This is a genomic window from Steroidobacter cummioxidans (assembly GCF_003104955.1).
This window is the reverse complement of the sequence record NZ_LSRW01000006.1, coordinates 63591-79745: the sequence shown is the minus strand read 5'-3', so window position 1 is coordinate 79745 and position 16155 is coordinate 63591. Positions and strand designations below refer to the sequence as shown.

Below are 16155 nucleotides of genomic sequence, written 5' to 3'. Positions count from 1 at the left end.
CGCGGCGGCAAATGAGCTGGGCTGAGCGTTTGCGCCCGCGACTCTTTTCCTGGCCGGCGTTGGCCGCAGTTTTGCTACTTGCTGCTGGTTGTGCCACCACGCCCAAGGGCCCAGCTCCGGGCACGGCAATCCCCGCTGATCTGGCCGAGCTGGATCGCTGGCAAGCTCGCGGCCGACTCGGCGTTTCCGGGCCGGAGAACGGCGGCTCGGGCAGCTTCGAGTGGCAGCAACGCGGCGATGTTTCCAACATCGATATCCGTGGCCCCATCGGCATTGGCGGGGTGCATCTGGAAATGCGAGGCGCGGGCGACACTCCGAATCTCACCTTGGAAACCAGCGACGGACTCAAGCTCCAGTCCGACGCTGCGTGGAATGAACTACAGAACCGCCTCGGCACCGCCGTGCCCGCCGGCAATCTGCGTTACTGGATGCTCGGTGTCGCCGCGCCCGGCGAGCATCAGTGGCATGCAGAGAACGCAAACGGCATAACCACCTTGGAGCAGGGTGGCTGGCGCATCGACTATCAACGCTATTCGACCGATCCCGGCGCTCGCGTTCCCATGCGTATCACCGCCACGAGCGGCGACGCGCGCGTGCGCATCGTCGTCGATCGCTGGCAGCTGGGACAATGAACAAGAACAACGAATTCCTCGGGCTGCCGGAACCCTGGCCGGCGCCCGCCAAGCTCAATCTGTGCCTGCACATCGTCGGCCGACGGGCGGATGGCTACCATCTGTTACAAAGCGCCATGCAGCTCATCGATCTATGCGACGAGCTGCAGTTCTACCAGCGTCCCCCCGGCGTGATCGAGCGCGTCGGCGAGAACGCCGACATCTCCGCCGAGGCTGATCTGATCGTGCGCGCTGCGCGCCTGCTCGCCACCCGCTACGAGGTTTTCGATGGCGTCGCCATCGAGATCAACAAGCGCATTCCGGTGCAGGGTGGATTGGGTGGCGGCAGCTCCAATGCCGCGACCGTGCTGGTCGCGCTCAACTATCTGTGGCGGCTGGATTTGAAGATCGAGGAGCTGGCTGCACTCGGTCTGGAGCTGGGCGCCGACGTACCCATTTTCGTGCGCGGTCATTCGGCCTGGGCCGAAGGTGTGGGCGAACAGCTGACGCCGTGTGACTTCCCGCAGCAGGTGTATCTGGTGCTCAAGCCGCAAGCTGGAGTGAGCACCGCAGCCATCTTTCAGGACCCTGAATTGACCCGTGATTCTCCCGTCACGACCGTACAAGCCTTCGTTGCGGCAGGTGGCCGTAACGACTGCGCCCCGGTGGTTCGCAAGCGCAGTGGCGAGATTGCCGAAGCGCTGGATTGGCTCGCCGAATTTGGGGAGGCAAGATTGACCGGTACCGGTGCCTGCGTGTTCGTCGCGCTGCCTGATGAGGCGACGGCGCGAGGCGCGTTGGCGCGCGTGCCTGCGCGATGGGCCGGTTATGTTGTTCGTGGCTTGAACCGTTCGCCGCTACTGGATCGGCTGGCGCACGAAGCGGGCTGACTGTCGGCATCGTGGACGCGAGCCGCTTCGCTGAGTATCATGCGCCGCCTTTCGGGAGACCCAAATCCCCCTCGCGGCGACCAGATACTGGTGGCGGCTACCGGGACAGGATGGGGCTGGAGGGCAGGTACCTCCAGTAGCCAAGCGGCTAACCTCCTGAATCCAACGAATTAAGGTATTGGGGCGTCGCCAAGTGGTAAGGCAGCGGGTTTTGATCCCGCCATTCGGAGGTTCGAATCCTTCCGCCCCAGCCAATATCAGCGCTAACAAGCACTCACTAGACCAAGCAGTCGTGAATGGCGGATTTGATCCGCCATTCGCGACAAATGTCGCTTTGATCGCCTAGAAGCTGAATAGTCCGCTGATGGAGAGCGACCGCAGGTCCGTACCATCCAATTCGGCGCCCTCGAACTCGGCGCGCAGGCCAAACCTCGGCGTGACGTGCCAGGCGGCGCCTATTCCCAATGCGAAATCAGTACCGTCGTTTTTCTGGGTGAAGGAGAATCCTGCGCCCCTGGCGGTATTCTCGGCGTCCCATACGACGAAGCCGGCGCGGGCGAAGCCCTCGAAGCGAAGGCTAATGGGGATGTGCAAGATTGCCGATCCCTGGATCGCAGTTGCATCCGACTCGATTCTCACGCCGCCTACCCTGTCATCAGGCGATCCCGCGTCGAGGTAGGCGACCTCGAGGGAACCGTATTCATTGAATCGATAGCCGCCAAAAATTTTGAACCCAGTACCGGTTGCTTTGATGCCAACACCGTCGATGTTGTCTTTCAGTGTGACCTGGCCCACGCCCACGCCGCTGTAGAACCCGATCTCAGACTCTGCCATTGCCGGCAGGCACACGAATGCCAGCGCGATTCCTGTCGCCAGTTGCTTCTGCATTTCATCAACTCCCAGATAGTCCCCGCTTGCGGGGGTAATAGTTTTTATTTGCTGGTCGGTTGCTTGCCCGAGGCTCCGGTCATTTTTCTTGGTGGAGCGCTCGGTGCGGGACTCTATCAGGAGCGTTACGCAGCATTCAGCTGAGGGCTAGTCCTTAGTTTCTTTCTGCTCGTCGAGTTTGCTTTGGATAAGTGAGACACGAAATCGCCTGATTATGACTGCGCCAACTCCTGCGCCATTGCGACGTGTCCAATGGCCTCTACGCCCTCCGCGAGCGGGTAGCGCTCCGTTCCTGAGTAGACAACGAACGTTTTTCTTGGCGCGAGATCGTCACGGGCACTGTGAAACCCCTTCGAGAGCGTCGGCGCGAGGCCGCGCTTGATTTCGATGGCCCAGCGTCCGGCGCGGCCCCCGAGCTCAAGTACAAGATCCATTTCGGCCCCGGCGGCTGTGCGATAGAAGCTCGCTGCGGTTGAAGGCGGCGCGGCGGACAAGAGGGACTCGAGCACGAAACCTTCCCAGCTGGCACCGCTCACTGGATGGCCGAGCAGATCGTCAAAAGTTCGCAGTCCGAGCAAAGCATGGACGAGGCCGCTGTCGCGCACATAGACCTTTGGGGATCTGACGAGGCGTTTGCCCGCGTTGGCGTGAAAGGGCGGCAGCCGTCGTACCAGCAAGAGATCCACTAGCAGATCGATGTAACGCGCGATCGTGGGGGAGCTCATATCGAGTGCGGCGGCCAGGCGCGATGCATTCAGTGTCGCCGCCTGATTGTGGGCGAGCATGGTCCACAACCGATGGAGTGTTTCTGCAGGAACACGCGGCCCGAATTGCGGTACGTCGCGCTCCAGATACGTTCGGATGAAGCTCTGCCGAAGTCGGAAACTATCCTCATCGGACGCGGCAAGAAAGCTGTCTGGAAATCCACCTCGTAGCCACAGCCGCTCTTGTGTAGCTGCCGCTGCGTCAACCTCGAGTGCGTCGAGCGGACTCATGTTGACGTACTCGATGCGGCCGGCAAGTGTCTCGCCCGACTGACGCAATAGATCGATCGCGGCCGCCCCTAACAGCAGGAAGAGCCCAGTGCGCTTTCCTTTGCGCCGCGCGCGATCGATCACGCCGCGAAGTGTCTGGAAGATTTCCGGTGCGCGGTGGATTTCATCCAGGATGATGAGTTCATCCGGATGTTGCGCGAAATACAGCTCCGGCTCGGCCAGCTTGGCGCGATCCTGTGGTGATTCCAGATCGAGGTAGATGGATGGGCGGGTTTCGGCGACCGCCAAGGCGAGTGTGGTCTTGCCGGCCTGCCGTGGGCCGAGTAGTGCGACTGCGGCCTGACGGGCGAGGGCGCTCTCAACTTCCGCTTGATAACGGCGTTTCAGCATCCTTGCATTTTTAACATCTGATTTTAAATTTGCAAGGATGCTTGGCAGGGTGGTCCTATAAATCCTTACAGCCGACGGCTAGGAAACCTTTAATAAGGCACGCGCTAGTAAAGGTTCTCCCCTCCCACCCGCAAGAGGGCTCAGATCCTGCGCCTGGATTCGTGTATATTGCGCGCCCCCGTTTGCGACCGCGCATTTCAAACTGGTTTACCGGTATTCCCCGGCACCAGCTGGGTGCCAGCCACGGGAAATCGATGGGAGTGGAGGGGATTCCAACCGCGAGCTGAATCGGTAACCCACTGATTCTGCTAGCCCTGGCCGGGTTTTGTCCCGCCATTCGGAGCTTCGAATCCTGCCGCCCCAGCCAGACGCATTTGAAGTCGGAGTCTTGAATGGATCGTGCCACGATGGCGGTGTTTACGGGCAACGCCAATCCGCAGCTCGCCCAGGATATCGCGCGACACCTGATGGTGCCGCTTGGGCGCGCTGCTGTCAGTCGCTTCAGCGACAGTGAATGCACGGTCGAGCTGCTGGAAAACGTGCGCGGCCGCGATGTGTTCATCGTGCAGCCGACCTGCTCGCCGGCCAACGATCACTTGATGGAATTGCTGGTGATGACCGATGCCTGCCGCCGCGCTTCGGCCGCTCGCATCACCGCCGTGATTCCTTACTTCGGTTACGCCCGCCAGGATCGCCGCCCCCGCGCCACGCGCGTGCCGATTACGGCGAAGCTGGTGGCGAACATGATCGCCAGCGCCGGCGTGAACCGCGTGCTGACGGTCGACCTGCATGCCGACCAGATCCAGGGATTCTTCGACATCCCGGTGGACAATGTGTATGCCTCGCCGGTGTTGCTCGGCGATGCGTGGAAGCAGAAGTACGACAACCTGATGGTGGTGTCGCCGGACGTCGGCGGCGTGGTCCGCGCCAGAGCGCTGGCGAAGCGGTTGGACGATGCCGAGCTCGCCATCATCGACAAGCGCCGTCCGCGGCCGAACGAGTCGGAAGTGATGAACATCATCGGCGAGGTCGAGGGCAAGACGTGCGTGCTGATCGACGACCTGGTCGACACCGCCGGCACGTTGTGTCACGCGGCCGAGGCGTTGAAGGCGAACGGCGCCAAGAAGGTGGTCGCGTACATCACCCACGCGGTGCTGTCGGGCCCGGCGATCGATCGCATTTCGCAGTCGCAGCTGGATGAGCTGGTGGTGACGGACACGATTCCGTTGCGCCCGGAGGCGAGGAACTGCAACAAGATTCGCCAGCTGACCGTGGCGGGATTGTTGGCGGAGACGATGCGCCGCATCCGTGACGAAGAGAGCGTCAGCTCGCTGTACATCGACTGAGTGCGCGCGGCTGCCTGACGGCGCCGTTCGCAGGAAGAAAATTTTGTTTGAGTAGGCGCGGCTCCGCCGCGCTATGGAAGCTGATGCACGGGGTCGCCGTGCGGTTTCTGTTTCGCGCGGCGTGCCCGCGCAACATTGATGACAGGTTTAGTTTCTTTGCGAGGCGCAAGCCGAGCAATAGAAACATTCACAGTGGCGGCGGTATTGGTCGCGATACGCCGTTGCTTCGTTCTCAACTGGAGTAACCATGAAATTTTCATTTGACCTCGTCGCCGACTCCCGGCCGAGCGAGCAGGGGAAGGGTGCGAGCCGCCGCCTGCGTCGTTCCGGGAAGGTTCCGGCGATCCTCTACGGTGGCCATCAGGAGCCCAAGCAGATCATTCTGGATCACCAGAACCTGCTCACTTTGCTGGTGAACGAAAGGTTCTACACCACCATTCTGCAGCTGAAGATCGATGGTCAGCCCCAGGCCGCCATCCTCAAGGACGTGCAGCGTCATCCGGCCAAGAATCAGGTCCTGCACATGGACCTGCAGCGCGTGCTGGAGAACGAGAAGATCCGCATGAGCATTCCGTTGCACTTCAAGGGCGCGGCCGCATCCCCGGGCGTGAAGACGCAGGGCGGCGTGGTGTCGCACCTGTTGAACGAAGTCGAAGTGCTGTGCTTGCCGAAGGATCTGCCGGAATTCCTGGAGATCGATCTGTCGGCGATGGAGATCAACCAGATCCGTCGTCTGTCCGACCTGCCGCTGCCGGAAGGCGTCGAGCTGGTCGCACTCGCGCACGGTCGCGACGAGGCGGTGGTCTCCATCCATCACCCACGTGCCGAAGAGGCTCCAGAGCCGGCGGCGGCTGCTGCGGCTCCTGCTGCTGGTGCTGCTCCGGCAGCTGGCGCGGCTCCTGCGGCGGGTGGCGACAAGAAGGCTGCTGCTCCGGCTGCCAAGGCTGCGCCGAAGAAGTAACGCTGACACGCATCCCGTTGCGCATCAGCGGCGGGCTGCGTGAAATCGGTGGCGTGCGGCCAGTCATATATGTTTGGCCGCTCGCCATCGTTGCGTTATTTTCGGTTGCACTCCTATGGCGGGCACCCCTCTCAAAATCATCGTCGGCCTCGGCAATCCCGGGCCGGAGCATCTGCTGACCCGCCACAACGCGGGCTTCTGGTTCGTGGATGCGCTGGCGGCCAAGCTCGGCGGTGCGTTTCGCAGTCATGCGAAATTTCACGGTGACATCTGTCGCGTCCAGTTTTGCGGACAGGACATCACCTTGCTCAAGCCCAGCACCTACATGAATCGCAGCGGGCTCGCGGTGCGCGCGCTGGCCGACTACATCAAGGTCGAGCCGGCCGAGATCCTGGTCGTGCACGATGAGCTGGATCTGCCGGTCGGCGAGGTGCGTTTCAAGCTGGGCGGTGGTGCCGGTGGCCACAATGGCTTACGCGATACGAGCACACATATGGGCCCCGATTACTGGCGCCTGCGCATCGGGGTTGGACATCCCGGTGACAAGTCGCAAGTGATCGACTACGTGCTGCGCCGGGCACCGAAGGACGAGGAAGAGAAAATTCTCGTCTCCATCGACCAGGCGCTGCAGGCGTTGCCGACCTTCCTCGAGCAGGGAGCCGAGCGCGCCATGAACGGGCTGCACACCAAGAAGTGATTTAATTATGGGCATCAAGTGCGGCATCGTTGGACTTCCCAACGTTGGTAAATCGACTTTGTTCAATGCGCTGACGCGCGCGCAGATCGCGGCGGAGAACTATCCGTTCTGCACCATCGATCCGAACGTCGGCATCGTGCCCGTGCCCGATCCGCGGCTCGAAGTGCTCGCCGGCATTGCCAGGTCCGAGCGTCAGTTGCCGGCCACGGTCGAGTTCGTCGACATCGCGGGCCTGGTGGCCGGCGCGTCGAAGGGCGAAGGCCTCGGCAACAAATTCCTTTCTCACATCCGCGAGACGGATGCGATCGCACACGTCGTGCGTTGTTTCGAGAACGACGACATCGTGCACGTCGCGGGCAAGATCAAGCCGCTCGATGACGTCGAAGTCATCAACACCGAGCTGGCGCTCGCCGACCTCGACACCGTCGAGCGCGGCTTGCAGCGCGCCGAGAAGGCGGCCAAGGCCGGCGACAAGGACGCGATCAAACAGCGCGACCTGATGAAGAAGCTCAAGGATCATCTGGATTCAGGCCAGCCGGCGCGCTCGCTGATCAAGGATCCGGAAGAGAAGAAGCTGCTGCAGGAGCTGCATCTCATCACCATCAAGCCGTTGATGTACGTGGCGAACGTCGCGGAGAACGGCTTCACCAACAATCCGCACCTCGACTCGGTGCGTGAACTGGCTGCTCGCGAGAATTCGGAAGTGGTCGCAGTGTGCGCGTCCATCGAAGCCGAGATTGCGCAGCTCGATGAAGCCGACCGCGCCGACTTCCTGAAGGACATCGGACTGGACGAGCCCGGCTTGAATCGCGTGATCCGCGCCGGCTACAAGCTGCTCGGTCTGCAAACGTATTTCACCGCTGGCCCGAAGGAAGCTCGCGCCTGGACAGTCCGCGTCGGTGCTACGGCGCCGCAGGCGGCGGGTGTCATTCACACCGACTTCGAGAAGGGCTTCATCCGCGCCGAAGTGATCGCGTTCGACGATTACGTGAGCTACAAAGGCGAACAGGGCGCCAAGGAAGCAGGCAAGTTGCGCCTGGAAGGTAAGGAGTACATCGTCCACGAAGGCGATGTCATGCATTTCCGCTTCAACGTCTGAGTTGCTTGTAAGAGGCTCGGTGGTCTGCGTCGTCGGAAGGGTCCTAGCTCCTTCCGGCACCGGGCGCCGGCCGGAACGCATTGCGTTCCTCTCCGCACGTCAATGCTGAGCCCTGCTGTTGCGGCCCCCTCCCTGTGCCGCAAAGCTGCCGGAAGAAGCTAGGACCCTCCCGACGACGCCGGCAGGTCACAGTAAGATTGCGCGTGACTCTTCTCCGACCAGGCTCTAGCTCGTAGCATGGCGGGCGAGAGGTGCAATCATGAAAGTCGGATTGATCGGCTTGGGATTGATGGGCCACGGTATGGGCGAAAGCCTGCTGCGTGGCGGGCATGAGCTGACGGTTTACAACCGGACGGCGAGTAAAGCCGACGCGCTTGTGGCAAAAGGTGCACGGCTCGCCCAGACGCCTGCTGATGCCTGTCACGGCGACGTAGTCATCACCATGCTTGCGGATGACGCTGCTGTGGAAGAAGTGACGTTCAGCACGCAGGGCATTCTCAATAATCTCGCCGCCGATACGGTGCATATTTCTTCCAGCACCATCAGCGTTGCGCTCGCGGATCGCCTGAGCGGCGAGCACGCCAAGGCGGGAAAACGTTTCGTATCCGCACCGGTTTTCGGCCGGCCGCAAGTGGCGGCCGCCGGTCAGCTCAACATTCTGGCGGCCGGCGCGCCCGATTCAGTGAAGCGCGCGACGCCCGTGCTGGAAGCGATGGCGCAAAAGGTGTGGCCGTTCGGGGAGCAGCCGAGCGCGGCGAATCTGGTCAAGATCAGCGGCAATTTCATGCTGTTTGCCGCCGTCGAAGCGCTCGCCGAAAGCATTGCGTTGTTACGCAAGGCCGGCGTCGACGAGCATGCGTACGTCGACATGATGACCAACACGCTGTTTGCCGCGCCAATCTACAAAGGCTACGCGCCGTTGATTACGAAGCAGCAGTATCAACCGCCCGGCTTCGCCGCGCCGTTGGGCTTGAAAGACGTTCGCCTGGCGCTCGCTGCTGGCGAAAGCCTGAAAGTGCCGCTGCCGTTGGGCAGTCTGGTGCGCGATAAGTTTCTTGCGCTGATTGCCCGTGGCGGTGAGGGCGACGACATTGCCGCGCTCGGCAAGATCGCGGCGGAGCAGGCGGGAATGTGAGATTGCCGGTGGCGTGACGCAACGACGTCACGCCACCAGCGAGCGGAGGCTTAGAAGCTGAATCGCGCTTGCGCGCCGATCAGGTTGGTGTCACCGCCGAGGGTGACCAACACGCCCGCCGAGAACTGCGGCGTGAAGTTGTAGCGGCCTTCGCCGATCAGATACGTGTCGCTATCGATGCCGGCCACCTTCACGGCCATGTGCTCGACGCCACCTTCGACTTCGACTTTCGGCGCGACCAGCGAGCGCAGGCGCACGCCGGCGAACAAGCCGGTGTCGTCATCGTCGAAGCGGCCGAAGTCAACTTCGTACTTCACCACACCGCCGCGCACGACCAGGTCCAGGCTCGGGCCGAGCGGCCAGTAGGCGCCGGCGCCAATCAGGAAGCGTGTAGCATCGACACCGTTATCCAGGTCGAGATCCACAAATTCGGCCAGCGCGAAAATGTTCTGATACACGGGCAGCGAGCCGCGCAGCTGAATGCCGTCGCCGTCTACATCGCCGCCGGGGAGGTCGATTTCCGCTTTGGGGAAATGCGCCACGTCGACGTAGCGATAGCTGAACTGCTCGGCGGAAGCCGTGAACGGCAGGGCGAGCGCGGCGGCACAGATCAGAGTCTTGGCGTTAATCTTCATAGGTAAAGTGATTCACTCTCACGAGGTCGCGCGTCGGTGCGCTGAATGTATTCTACTGTTCTTGCGTGAGCGTCGCTCGGATTCAGATACTGACGTCGTTGCTTGGCGACATGATCCGTGGCTGAAATCTAACAAGGGAGCATTGGTTGTGTCGCGGTCGATTTTTGTGATCGTGGTCACGGCGCTGCCATCGCCGACCGTGGTGCTGGTTCGTTTCATCCGGGCGTTGCATCGATTTTGCAAGAAAGACTTGTCGAGCCTTTCAGTCAGCCCTCGGTTTGTTTCTCTCGGCTCGATCAAGAGCGGTTGAGCATCGATCGATAGCGCCTTTGGTTTGGATCGGTGCGGTACGCTACGTACGCTAGCGGTACATGGAGCTTTTGCCGCTCCGGAACTTGCTGCCACCCATGCCCGTCACCCCAGTGGAAATGGCCCGCGCGATCGGCCGAGGACTGTTGTCGTTCCCGGTCACGCATTTCGATGCGGACAATCGTTTCGACGTCGACGCTTATCGCGCCCACTGCGCCGGCATGATGAAACACGACCTGGCCGGACTGTTCGCTGCAGGCGGCACGGGCGAATTCTTTTCTCTGACATTCAAGGAAGTCGTGGCTGTCGTGTCCGCGGCTGTGGCGGAGTGCGGCGGGCGGTTGCCTGTGATTGCGGGCTGCGGCTACGGCACAGCGATGGCAGCCGAGTTGGCGCAAGCGGTGCAGGCGGCTGGCGCGGATGGTGTGCTGTTGTTGCCGCCTTACCTGGTCAATGGCTCGCAGGAAGGTTTGGCCGCTCACATCGCAGCGGTTTGTCAGGCAGTCTCCATCGGTGTGATCGTCTACAACCGGGACAACGCCATCGTCGACGAGGTCACCTTGGCGCGCCTGTGCGAGCAGCATTCCAATCTGGTCGGTTTCAAGGATGGCGTCGGCGACATCGAATTGATGACGCGAATCCACACGCGCCTGGGCGATCGGCTGACATACATTGGCGGTCTGCCGACAGCCGAGACGTTTGCCGCCGCCTATTTGAAGATGGGCGTGACCACATACTCCTCGGCGATCTTCAATTTCATGCCGCGTTGGGCTGCGTCGTTCTACAAGGCGGTGCGCGCCGAGGATCAAGCCAAAGTACTCGCGGGCCTGCGCGATTTCGTCATGCCGTACATCGCGCTTCGCAATCGCGGCCGGGGTTATGCGGTTGCCATCGTCAAAGCCGGCATGCGAGCGATCGGCAAGCCCGCGGGCCCGGTGCGTCCGCCACTGACCGACTTGAGCGAGCGCGAACTGGAGGAACTGCGGACCCTCATCGCGCATGCCGAGGCCAGTGCGCCCGAGATTTTCGGAGAGCTACTGGCACCCAGCCGCTGAGCACGCTATATCTTGGCGCATGTTCGAGCTGAGCCAACTGCGCTGTTTCGTAGTTACCGCCGAGGAGCTGCATTTCGGCCGCGCCGCCATGCGGCTGAATATGACGCAGCCGCCGCTGAGCCGGCAGATTCAGTTGTTGGAACGAGGTCTCGGCGTCCAGCTGTTGGAGCGCAGTAGCCGCCAGGTCAAGCTCACGCCGGCCGGCAGCACCTTTCTTCCCGAAGCCCGCCGCATCATTCGTCTGGCTGAAACATCCGCGCTCGCTGCGCGTCGCGTCGCCAAGGGCGATACCGGACGAGTGGCGATCGGCTTCACCGCAGTCTCCGGCTACAGTTTCCTGCCGCGTATCGTGGCTCGTGCGCGCGCGTCGTTGCCGCATTTCGAGCTGGAGCTGTTCGAGATGGTGACCTCGGATCAGTTTGAAGCGCTGATGACCGGTCAGATCGACATGGCCTTCGTGCGTCCGCCCGTCGAGCAGACGAGCTTCGAGTCGCGGCTCATTCTCACAGAGCCGCTGATGGCCGCATTGCCCGCTGGAGATCCGCGCGCCGACAAATCATTGCTCACACCGAGCGACTTCGATAGTCAGCCGCTCATCATGTATTCGCGCATCGGCGCCGGTTACTTCAACAACATGCTCACGCGTTTGTTTGAAGCCGCCGGCGCGTTGCCCGAGTACGTGCAGCACGTAACGCAGATTCATTCGATGTTGGGATTGGTCCGCGCCGGGCTTGCCGCTGCCATCGTGCCAGCCTCGGCGATCGAGCTGCACATGGATGCAATTCAATTCCGCAAGTTCGCCACGCAGCCGACGCAGCCAGTCGAGCTGCACATGGTCTGGCGCCGTGACAATGGCAATCCTGCGTTACAGCCCATGTTGAATCTGTGCGCCGAGTTCACTGCAACTCCAGGCGTCGAATCGGTCCCACGATGACGAAGTAGGCGAAGATGGTCAGCAGGCAATGTGCGCCGACGAAGATCAGCGCGCTGTCGAACGAGCCGCTGGCGGCGACCAGGTAGCCGATCACGATCGGGGTCACGATACCGGCGCAGTTGCCAAACATGTTGAACACGCCGCCGGTGAGCCCGGCCAACTGCCGAGGCGAGACGTCGGAGATCACCGCCCACCCCAGCGACGCGATGCCTTTGCCGAAGAAGGCGATCGCCATCACCGTGACCACGAGCCATTCCTGCTCGATATAGACGCAGGCGATGATGAGTGTCGCCAGCACCATGCCGATCAGCAAAGGCGTCTTGCGCGCAATGGTGAGCGAGCCGGTGCGTTTCAACAGCCAATCGGAGCCATAGCCGCCGAGCACGCCGCCGATGAAGCCACACATTGCCGGTGCCGCCGCGGCGAAGCCCGCTTCGAGAATGTTCAGGCCGCGCTCCTTCACCAGATAGATCGGAAACCAGGTGGCGAAGAAGTACGTCAGCACGTTGATGCAGTACTGACCCAGATACACACCCAACAACATGCGATGGGTCAGTAACTGCTTGAGATTGGACCACTGAAACGTATTGCGCCTGGCATCCGTTTGCTCCAGCCCAACCAGCCCGCCGCCGCTCTCGATGTAATCCAGCTCAGCCCGATTGATGCTTGGGTGACGCGCGGGATCGTGGATGATGCGTACGAATGCCAGCGCCGCGAGCAATCCGAGGGCGCCCATCACATAGAACACCGCTCGCCAGCCGTGGTTGTGCACCACCCAGCCCATGAGCGGCGCGAAGGCGACCAGAGAGAAGTACTGCGCCGAATTGAAGATCGCTGAGGCGGTGCCGCGCTCGCTGCTGGGAAACCAGGCAGCCACGATGCGCGCATTGCCTGGAAACGAGGGCGCTTCAGCGAGTCCCACCAGGAAACGAAGCGCGAACAGCGTGGTCACCGCCGACAACCCGGCGATGAATCCCGCGAACCCCTGTAAGAACGTGAATACCGACCACACTGCGATGGCGCCGGCATAAATCCGCTTGGTGCCGAAACGATCCAGCAGCGCGCCACCGGGAATCTGCGCAAGCGCATAAGCCCAGGCGAAGGCGGAGAGGATGTAGCCGGTAGCAATCGGCGACAGTCCCAGTTCGCGCGCCGCGTCGCTGCCGGCGATCGAAAACGTCGCACGATCCGCGTAGTTGATCGAGGTGACGATGAAAATGAAGCCAATGATGAAATAGCGCACCTGCGTGCGCCGCTCGGCGATGGCGGCGATCGACATGCTCCCCCGCGTCCCATCTCTTGGTGTTGCCCGATGCTAGGGCTGCGGGCAGTGGGGCGTCTAAGTCAAAAAGACTATGGATCGATCCACGCGCGGTATCGTACCGGGCAGGACTGCCGCCGGAACCCGTGCCCCGGCTGGCTCCTTCAGTTCGCAGGAGGTCGCCATGCCCACTGCATCCGCCATGGAGTTGCCCGCGCTGGATCCCGAGACGGGCCTCGTGCGGGTAGTCATCGACACGCCCAAAGGCAGTCGTAACAAGTACAAGTTCGATGCCAGGCTCGGCGTCCTGAAGCTGAGCCGCATCCTACCGGCCGGTATGTCGTTTCCTCATGACTTCGGCTCGATACCGTCCACCTGTGCCGAGGATGGCGACGCGCTGGATGTCATGGTGCTCACCGAGGCGCCGTTATTTGTCGGCTGCCTGGTGCATGTTCATCTCATTGGGGTGCTGCGGGCAGTGCAGAAAGAGCAGCGCAAGATGATCCGCAACGATCGGCTGCTGGCGACTCTCGAGACGCCGGTGAACCAACCCGCGATCACCCGACTCGAGCAGATGGATGAGCAGCAATTGCGGGATATCGAACATTTCCTGCGCTCGTATAATCAGGCGCAGGGCCGGGAGTTCAGAATCACGGGGCGGGGCGGCGTGCGGCAGGCGCAAAAGATGTTACGCGATGCCGTGCGAGCCTTCGATAAAGACCAAGGATCGTGACCATGGCGGAGTTGCAGCCCGACGAACCAGGCGTGTCAGGTGTGCGGCGAATTCTTCAGGAGTGGGTCGCCGGGGCGAGCGATGCACTCCATAAGAAAAGAATCAGCGACGCCAACATTCATGACGCGCGCAAGCAGCTGAAAAAATCCCGCGCGGCACTCCGATTGTTGCGGAACTCGATTGGCGAGATCGCCTATCGGCGTGAGAACACCGCGCTACGTGATGCTGCCCGTCCATTGGGCGTGGCGCGCGATAGTAAAGTGTTGGTGGCCGCACTGGACGATCTGGTCGAGCGTTATGAGCCGGCCACGCGTTCGCTGAAACTGGACAAGTTTCGACGCGTGCTGCGCCAGGAACAAACCGCGGCCCGCAAGGCCATCACCCTGACTTTGGCCAACAAGCAGCGCAAGGTCTTGCGCGAAGTCAAGGCGCGTAGCGCGAAATGGAATATGAAAGGCGCGGACTGGGAGATCATTGGCGGCGGCCTGGGGCGCATCTATCACGGCGGCAAAAAGCGCATGAAGACGGCCAAGCGCTCGCGGGCCAACGAGGACCTGCACGACTGGCGCAAACAAGTGAAATATCTGTGGCATCAGTTGCAGATCCTGGAGCCGGTGTGGCCGGGTCCGTTGGGCGAGCTGGCCGATCAGTCGCACAAACTGGCCGATCATCTGGGCGACGATCATGATCTGGCGGTGTTGCGGAGCAAAGTCACCGCCCATACGGAAACGTTCCAGGGCAAGGATTGCGATGCCTTGATTGCAGTGCTCGACCGCCGCCGCAAACAGTTACAGAACAAGGCGTTCCGGCTCGGCGCGCGGATTTTCCAAGAAAAGCCAGAACGTTTTGTCGGCCGCATCGGTCGGTACTGGGAGCTGTGGCGCACCGAATGACGCGCCAATGTTTCCTGCCAGCAGGAAAGTGACCCAAAGGTCACGAGCCGTAAGCGACGCCCGGTCGATTCCTGCTTATCCGGAACGAGTGAGTTTCGCCGCCCCCGATTGGTCGGCTCGCGGGCAAGGAATACCTTGCACACCTCCAGTCACTCAGGAACGGATCGGGGATAAGTGATGAAGTCGCGTCAATGGATGGGGTCATTGTTGCTCGTAGGCGCGGTAATCGTGTCCGGCGTGCTGCTCAGTGCCTGGAAACGATCGAGCATTGCTGAATCGGAAGCGGCAGCGGCCAGTCAGCCGGAGCCGGCGGAATCGGTAGTCACGGCGCTGGTTCGTGAGCACGAGCATGTTCGGACCACGACCTCGATTGGCACTGTCGTCGCTTTGCGTTCCATCTCCGTTCGTAACGAATTGCCCGGCACTGTGCGTCACGTAGCGCTCGAGCCCGGCAAGATCGTCGAGGCGGGCACCGTGTTGGTGGCGCTCGATGTTTCAGTAGAAGAGGCAGATCTGCAGGCGCTGCAAGCGCAAGCCGAGCTCGCCCGCACTCAGTTCGCCCGCATGCAACGGATGAGCCAGCATCGCGCGGCGTCGGAAATGGAAGTCGATTCTGCACGCGCCGAGCAGGAAGTGGTGCAGGCACAGGTGGCCCGTATCAAAGCGGTCATCAATCGCAAGATCATTCGCGCTCCGTTCCGGGCTCGCATCGGGATCTCCGATGTGCATCCCGGCCAGTATTTGAATGAAGGCGCGCTGTTGACGACGCTGCAAGGCGTAGATGATTCCAGCTATGTCGATTTCAGTGTCGCTCAGCAAGTGGCCGCGACGCTTCGTGCCGGCAGCAAGGTGGATGTCTTTGCTTCGGGCGATACCACGGGCGTGAAGGCGGAGATTCTCGCGATCGATGCGCGAGTCGATCCAACGACACGCAACGCGACAGTGCGTGCCAGGCTAAAGAATACGGCCCAGACGCCGGCGCCCGGGGCGTCAGTGCGAGTTCAAGTTGGAGTCGGCGAGCCGCTGCTGGCAACTGCAGTTCCGGCGAGTGCCGTTCGCAAAGGACCTGCTGGAGATCACGTGTTCATCGTGGTCGCGGACGAGCAGGGCAAGACTCGCGCCCGCCTGCGCGCTGTCGTGGTCGATGCGATGACCGGCGACGACGTCGTCATCACCAAAGGGCTGGAACCCGGCGAACAAGTCGCCGCCTCCGGCTCGTTCAAGTTGCGCGAGGCTGCATTGGTCGCGGTGAGCAATCCGCCGGAGTCGGTGGCACTCAACAAAGCTCGCTCGAATGCGACCAGCATGTAACGGATGACTGTC

The 16155-nt window shown here is 61.7% G+C and carries 16 protein-coding genes and 1 tRNA gene; 13 read left to right on the top strand and 4 right to left on the bottom strand.

The features are described from left to right. The first annotated feature begins 11 nt into the window (after nt 1–11). From lolB to D0550_RS04765, 3 genes are all read left to right on the top strand, one after another. On the top strand, nt 12–632 hold the full coding sequence (lolB, locus tag D0550_RS04775) for a lipoprotein insertase outer membrane protein LolB (RefSeq protein WP_161965635.1): 621 nt from the start codon (nt 12–14) through the stop codon (nt 630–632). Next, complete coding sequence (gene ispE, locus D0550_RS04770) at nt 629–1501, top strand: 4-(cytidine 5'-diphospho)-2-C-methyl-D-erythritol kinase (RefSeq protein ID WP_116807964.1); 873 nt, start codon at nt 629–631, stop codon at nt 1499–1501. The genes lolB and ispE overlap by 4 nt, the downstream gene beginning before the upstream one ends. 179 nt (nt 1502–1680) lie before the next feature. Next, nucleotides 1681–1755, top strand: a tRNA-Gln gene (locus D0550_RS04765). Between the two features lie 88 nt (nt 1756–1843). On the opposite strand, the gene D0550_RS04760 is transcribed toward D0550_RS04765, so the two are convergent. Together D0550_RS04760 and D0550_RS04755 are read right to left on the bottom strand one after the other, a co-directional pair. Further along, nucleotides 1844–2389, bottom strand: a complete 546-nt coding sequence (locus D0550_RS04760) for a porin family protein (RefSeq protein WP_116807963.1) — start codon at nt 2387–2389, stop codon at nt 1844–1846. Between the two features lie 212 nt (nt 2390–2601). Continuing rightward, a complete protein-coding gene (locus D0550_RS04755; RefSeq protein ID WP_116807962.1) occupies nt 2602–3774 on the bottom strand; it encodes an ATP-binding protein in 1173 nt (390 codons plus the stop codon). A 407-nt stretch (nt 3775–4181) separates the two neighbouring features. Between D0550_RS04755 and D0550_RS04750 the strand changes: the two genes are divergently transcribed. The 5 genes from D0550_RS04750 to D0550_RS04730 all read left to right on the top strand — a co-directional run bounded on the left by D0550_RS04750 (nt 4182) and on the right by D0550_RS04730 (nt 9012). Then, a complete protein-coding gene (locus D0550_RS04750; RefSeq protein ID WP_116808086.1) occupies nt 4182–5120 on the top strand; it encodes a ribose-phosphate diphosphokinase in 939 nt (312 codons plus the stop codon). A 247-nt stretch (nt 5121–5367) separates the two neighbouring features. After that, nucleotides 5368–6081, top strand: a complete 714-nt coding sequence (locus D0550_RS04745) for a 50S ribosomal protein L25/general stress protein Ctc (RefSeq protein ID WP_116807961.1) — start codon at nt 5368–5370, stop codon at nt 6079–6081. A gap of 115 nt (nt 6082–6196) precedes the next feature. Continuing rightward, complete coding sequence (pth, locus tag D0550_RS04740) at nt 6197–6778, top strand: aminoacyl-tRNA hydrolase (RefSeq protein ID WP_116807960.1); 582 nt, start codon at nt 6197–6199, stop codon at nt 6776–6778. A 7-nt stretch (nt 6779–6785) separates the two neighbouring features. Then, nucleotides 6786–7877, top strand: a complete 1092-nt coding sequence (ychF, locus tag D0550_RS04735) for a redox-regulated ATPase YchF (RefSeq protein WP_116807959.1) — start codon at nt 6786–6788, stop codon at nt 7875–7877. Nucleotides 7878–8136: 259 nt separating this feature from the next. Further along, the gene (locus tag D0550_RS04730) at nt 8137–9012 is read left to right on the top strand and encodes an NAD(P)-dependent oxidoreductase (RefSeq protein ID WP_116807958.1); all 876 of its coding nucleotides are present in this window, start codon (nt 8137–8139) and stop codon (nt 9010–9012) included. A 50-nt stretch (nt 9013–9062) separates the two neighbouring features. On the opposite strand, the gene D0550_RS04725 is transcribed toward D0550_RS04730, so the two are convergent. After that, a complete protein-coding gene (locus D0550_RS04725) occupies nt 9063–9647 on the bottom strand; it encodes a hypothetical protein (protein WP_116807957.1) in 585 nt (194 codons plus the stop codon). 407 nt (nt 9648–10054) lie between these two features. Between D0550_RS04725 and kdgD the strand changes: the two genes are divergently transcribed. Next, nucleotides 10055–11011 (top strand): 5-dehydro-4-deoxyglucarate dehydratase, encoded by a 957-nt coding sequence (gene kdgD / locus D0550_RS04720; RefSeq protein ID WP_116808085.1) that lies wholly within the window; start codon nt 10055–10057, stop codon nt 11009–11011. A 19-nt stretch (nt 11012–11030) separates the two neighbouring features. Next, nucleotides 11031–11945 carry a LysR substrate-binding domain-containing protein gene (locus D0550_RS04715; RefSeq protein ID WP_116807956.1) on the top strand — a complete coding sequence of 305 codons (915 nt, stop codon included), beginning with the start codon at nt 11031–11033 and terminating at the stop codon, nt 11943–11945. On the opposite strand, the gene D0550_RS04710 is transcribed toward D0550_RS04715, so the two are convergent. Then, nucleotides 11908–13224, bottom strand: a complete 1317-nt coding sequence (locus tag D0550_RS04710; protein ID WP_116807955.1) for an MFS transporter — start codon at nt 13222–13224, stop codon at nt 11908–11910. The genes D0550_RS04715 and D0550_RS04710 overlap by 38 nt on opposite strands. Nucleotides 13225–13390: 166 nt before the next feature. On the opposite strand from D0550_RS04710, the gene D0550_RS04705 reads away from it, so the two are divergent. The 3 genes from D0550_RS04705 to D0550_RS04695 all read left to right on the top strand — a co-directional run bounded on the left by D0550_RS04705 (nt 13391) and on the right by D0550_RS04695 (nt 16143). Continuing rightward, nucleotides 13391–13939 (top strand): inorganic diphosphatase, encoded by a 549-nt coding sequence (locus D0550_RS04705; RefSeq protein ID WP_161965634.1) that lies wholly within the window; start codon nt 13391–13393, stop codon nt 13937–13939. A gap of 2 nt (nt 13940–13941) precedes the next feature. After that, nucleotides 13942–14832, top strand: a complete 891-nt coding sequence (locus D0550_RS04700; protein WP_116807953.1) for a CHAD domain-containing protein — start codon at nt 13942–13944, stop codon at nt 14830–14832. A gap of 177 nt (nt 14833–15009) precedes the next feature. Next, nucleotides 15010–16143, top strand: a complete 1134-nt coding sequence (locus tag D0550_RS04695; RefSeq protein WP_116807952.1) for an efflux RND transporter periplasmic adaptor subunit — start codon at nt 15010–15012, stop codon at nt 16141–16143. Nucleotides 16144–16155: the final 12 nt, after the last annotated feature.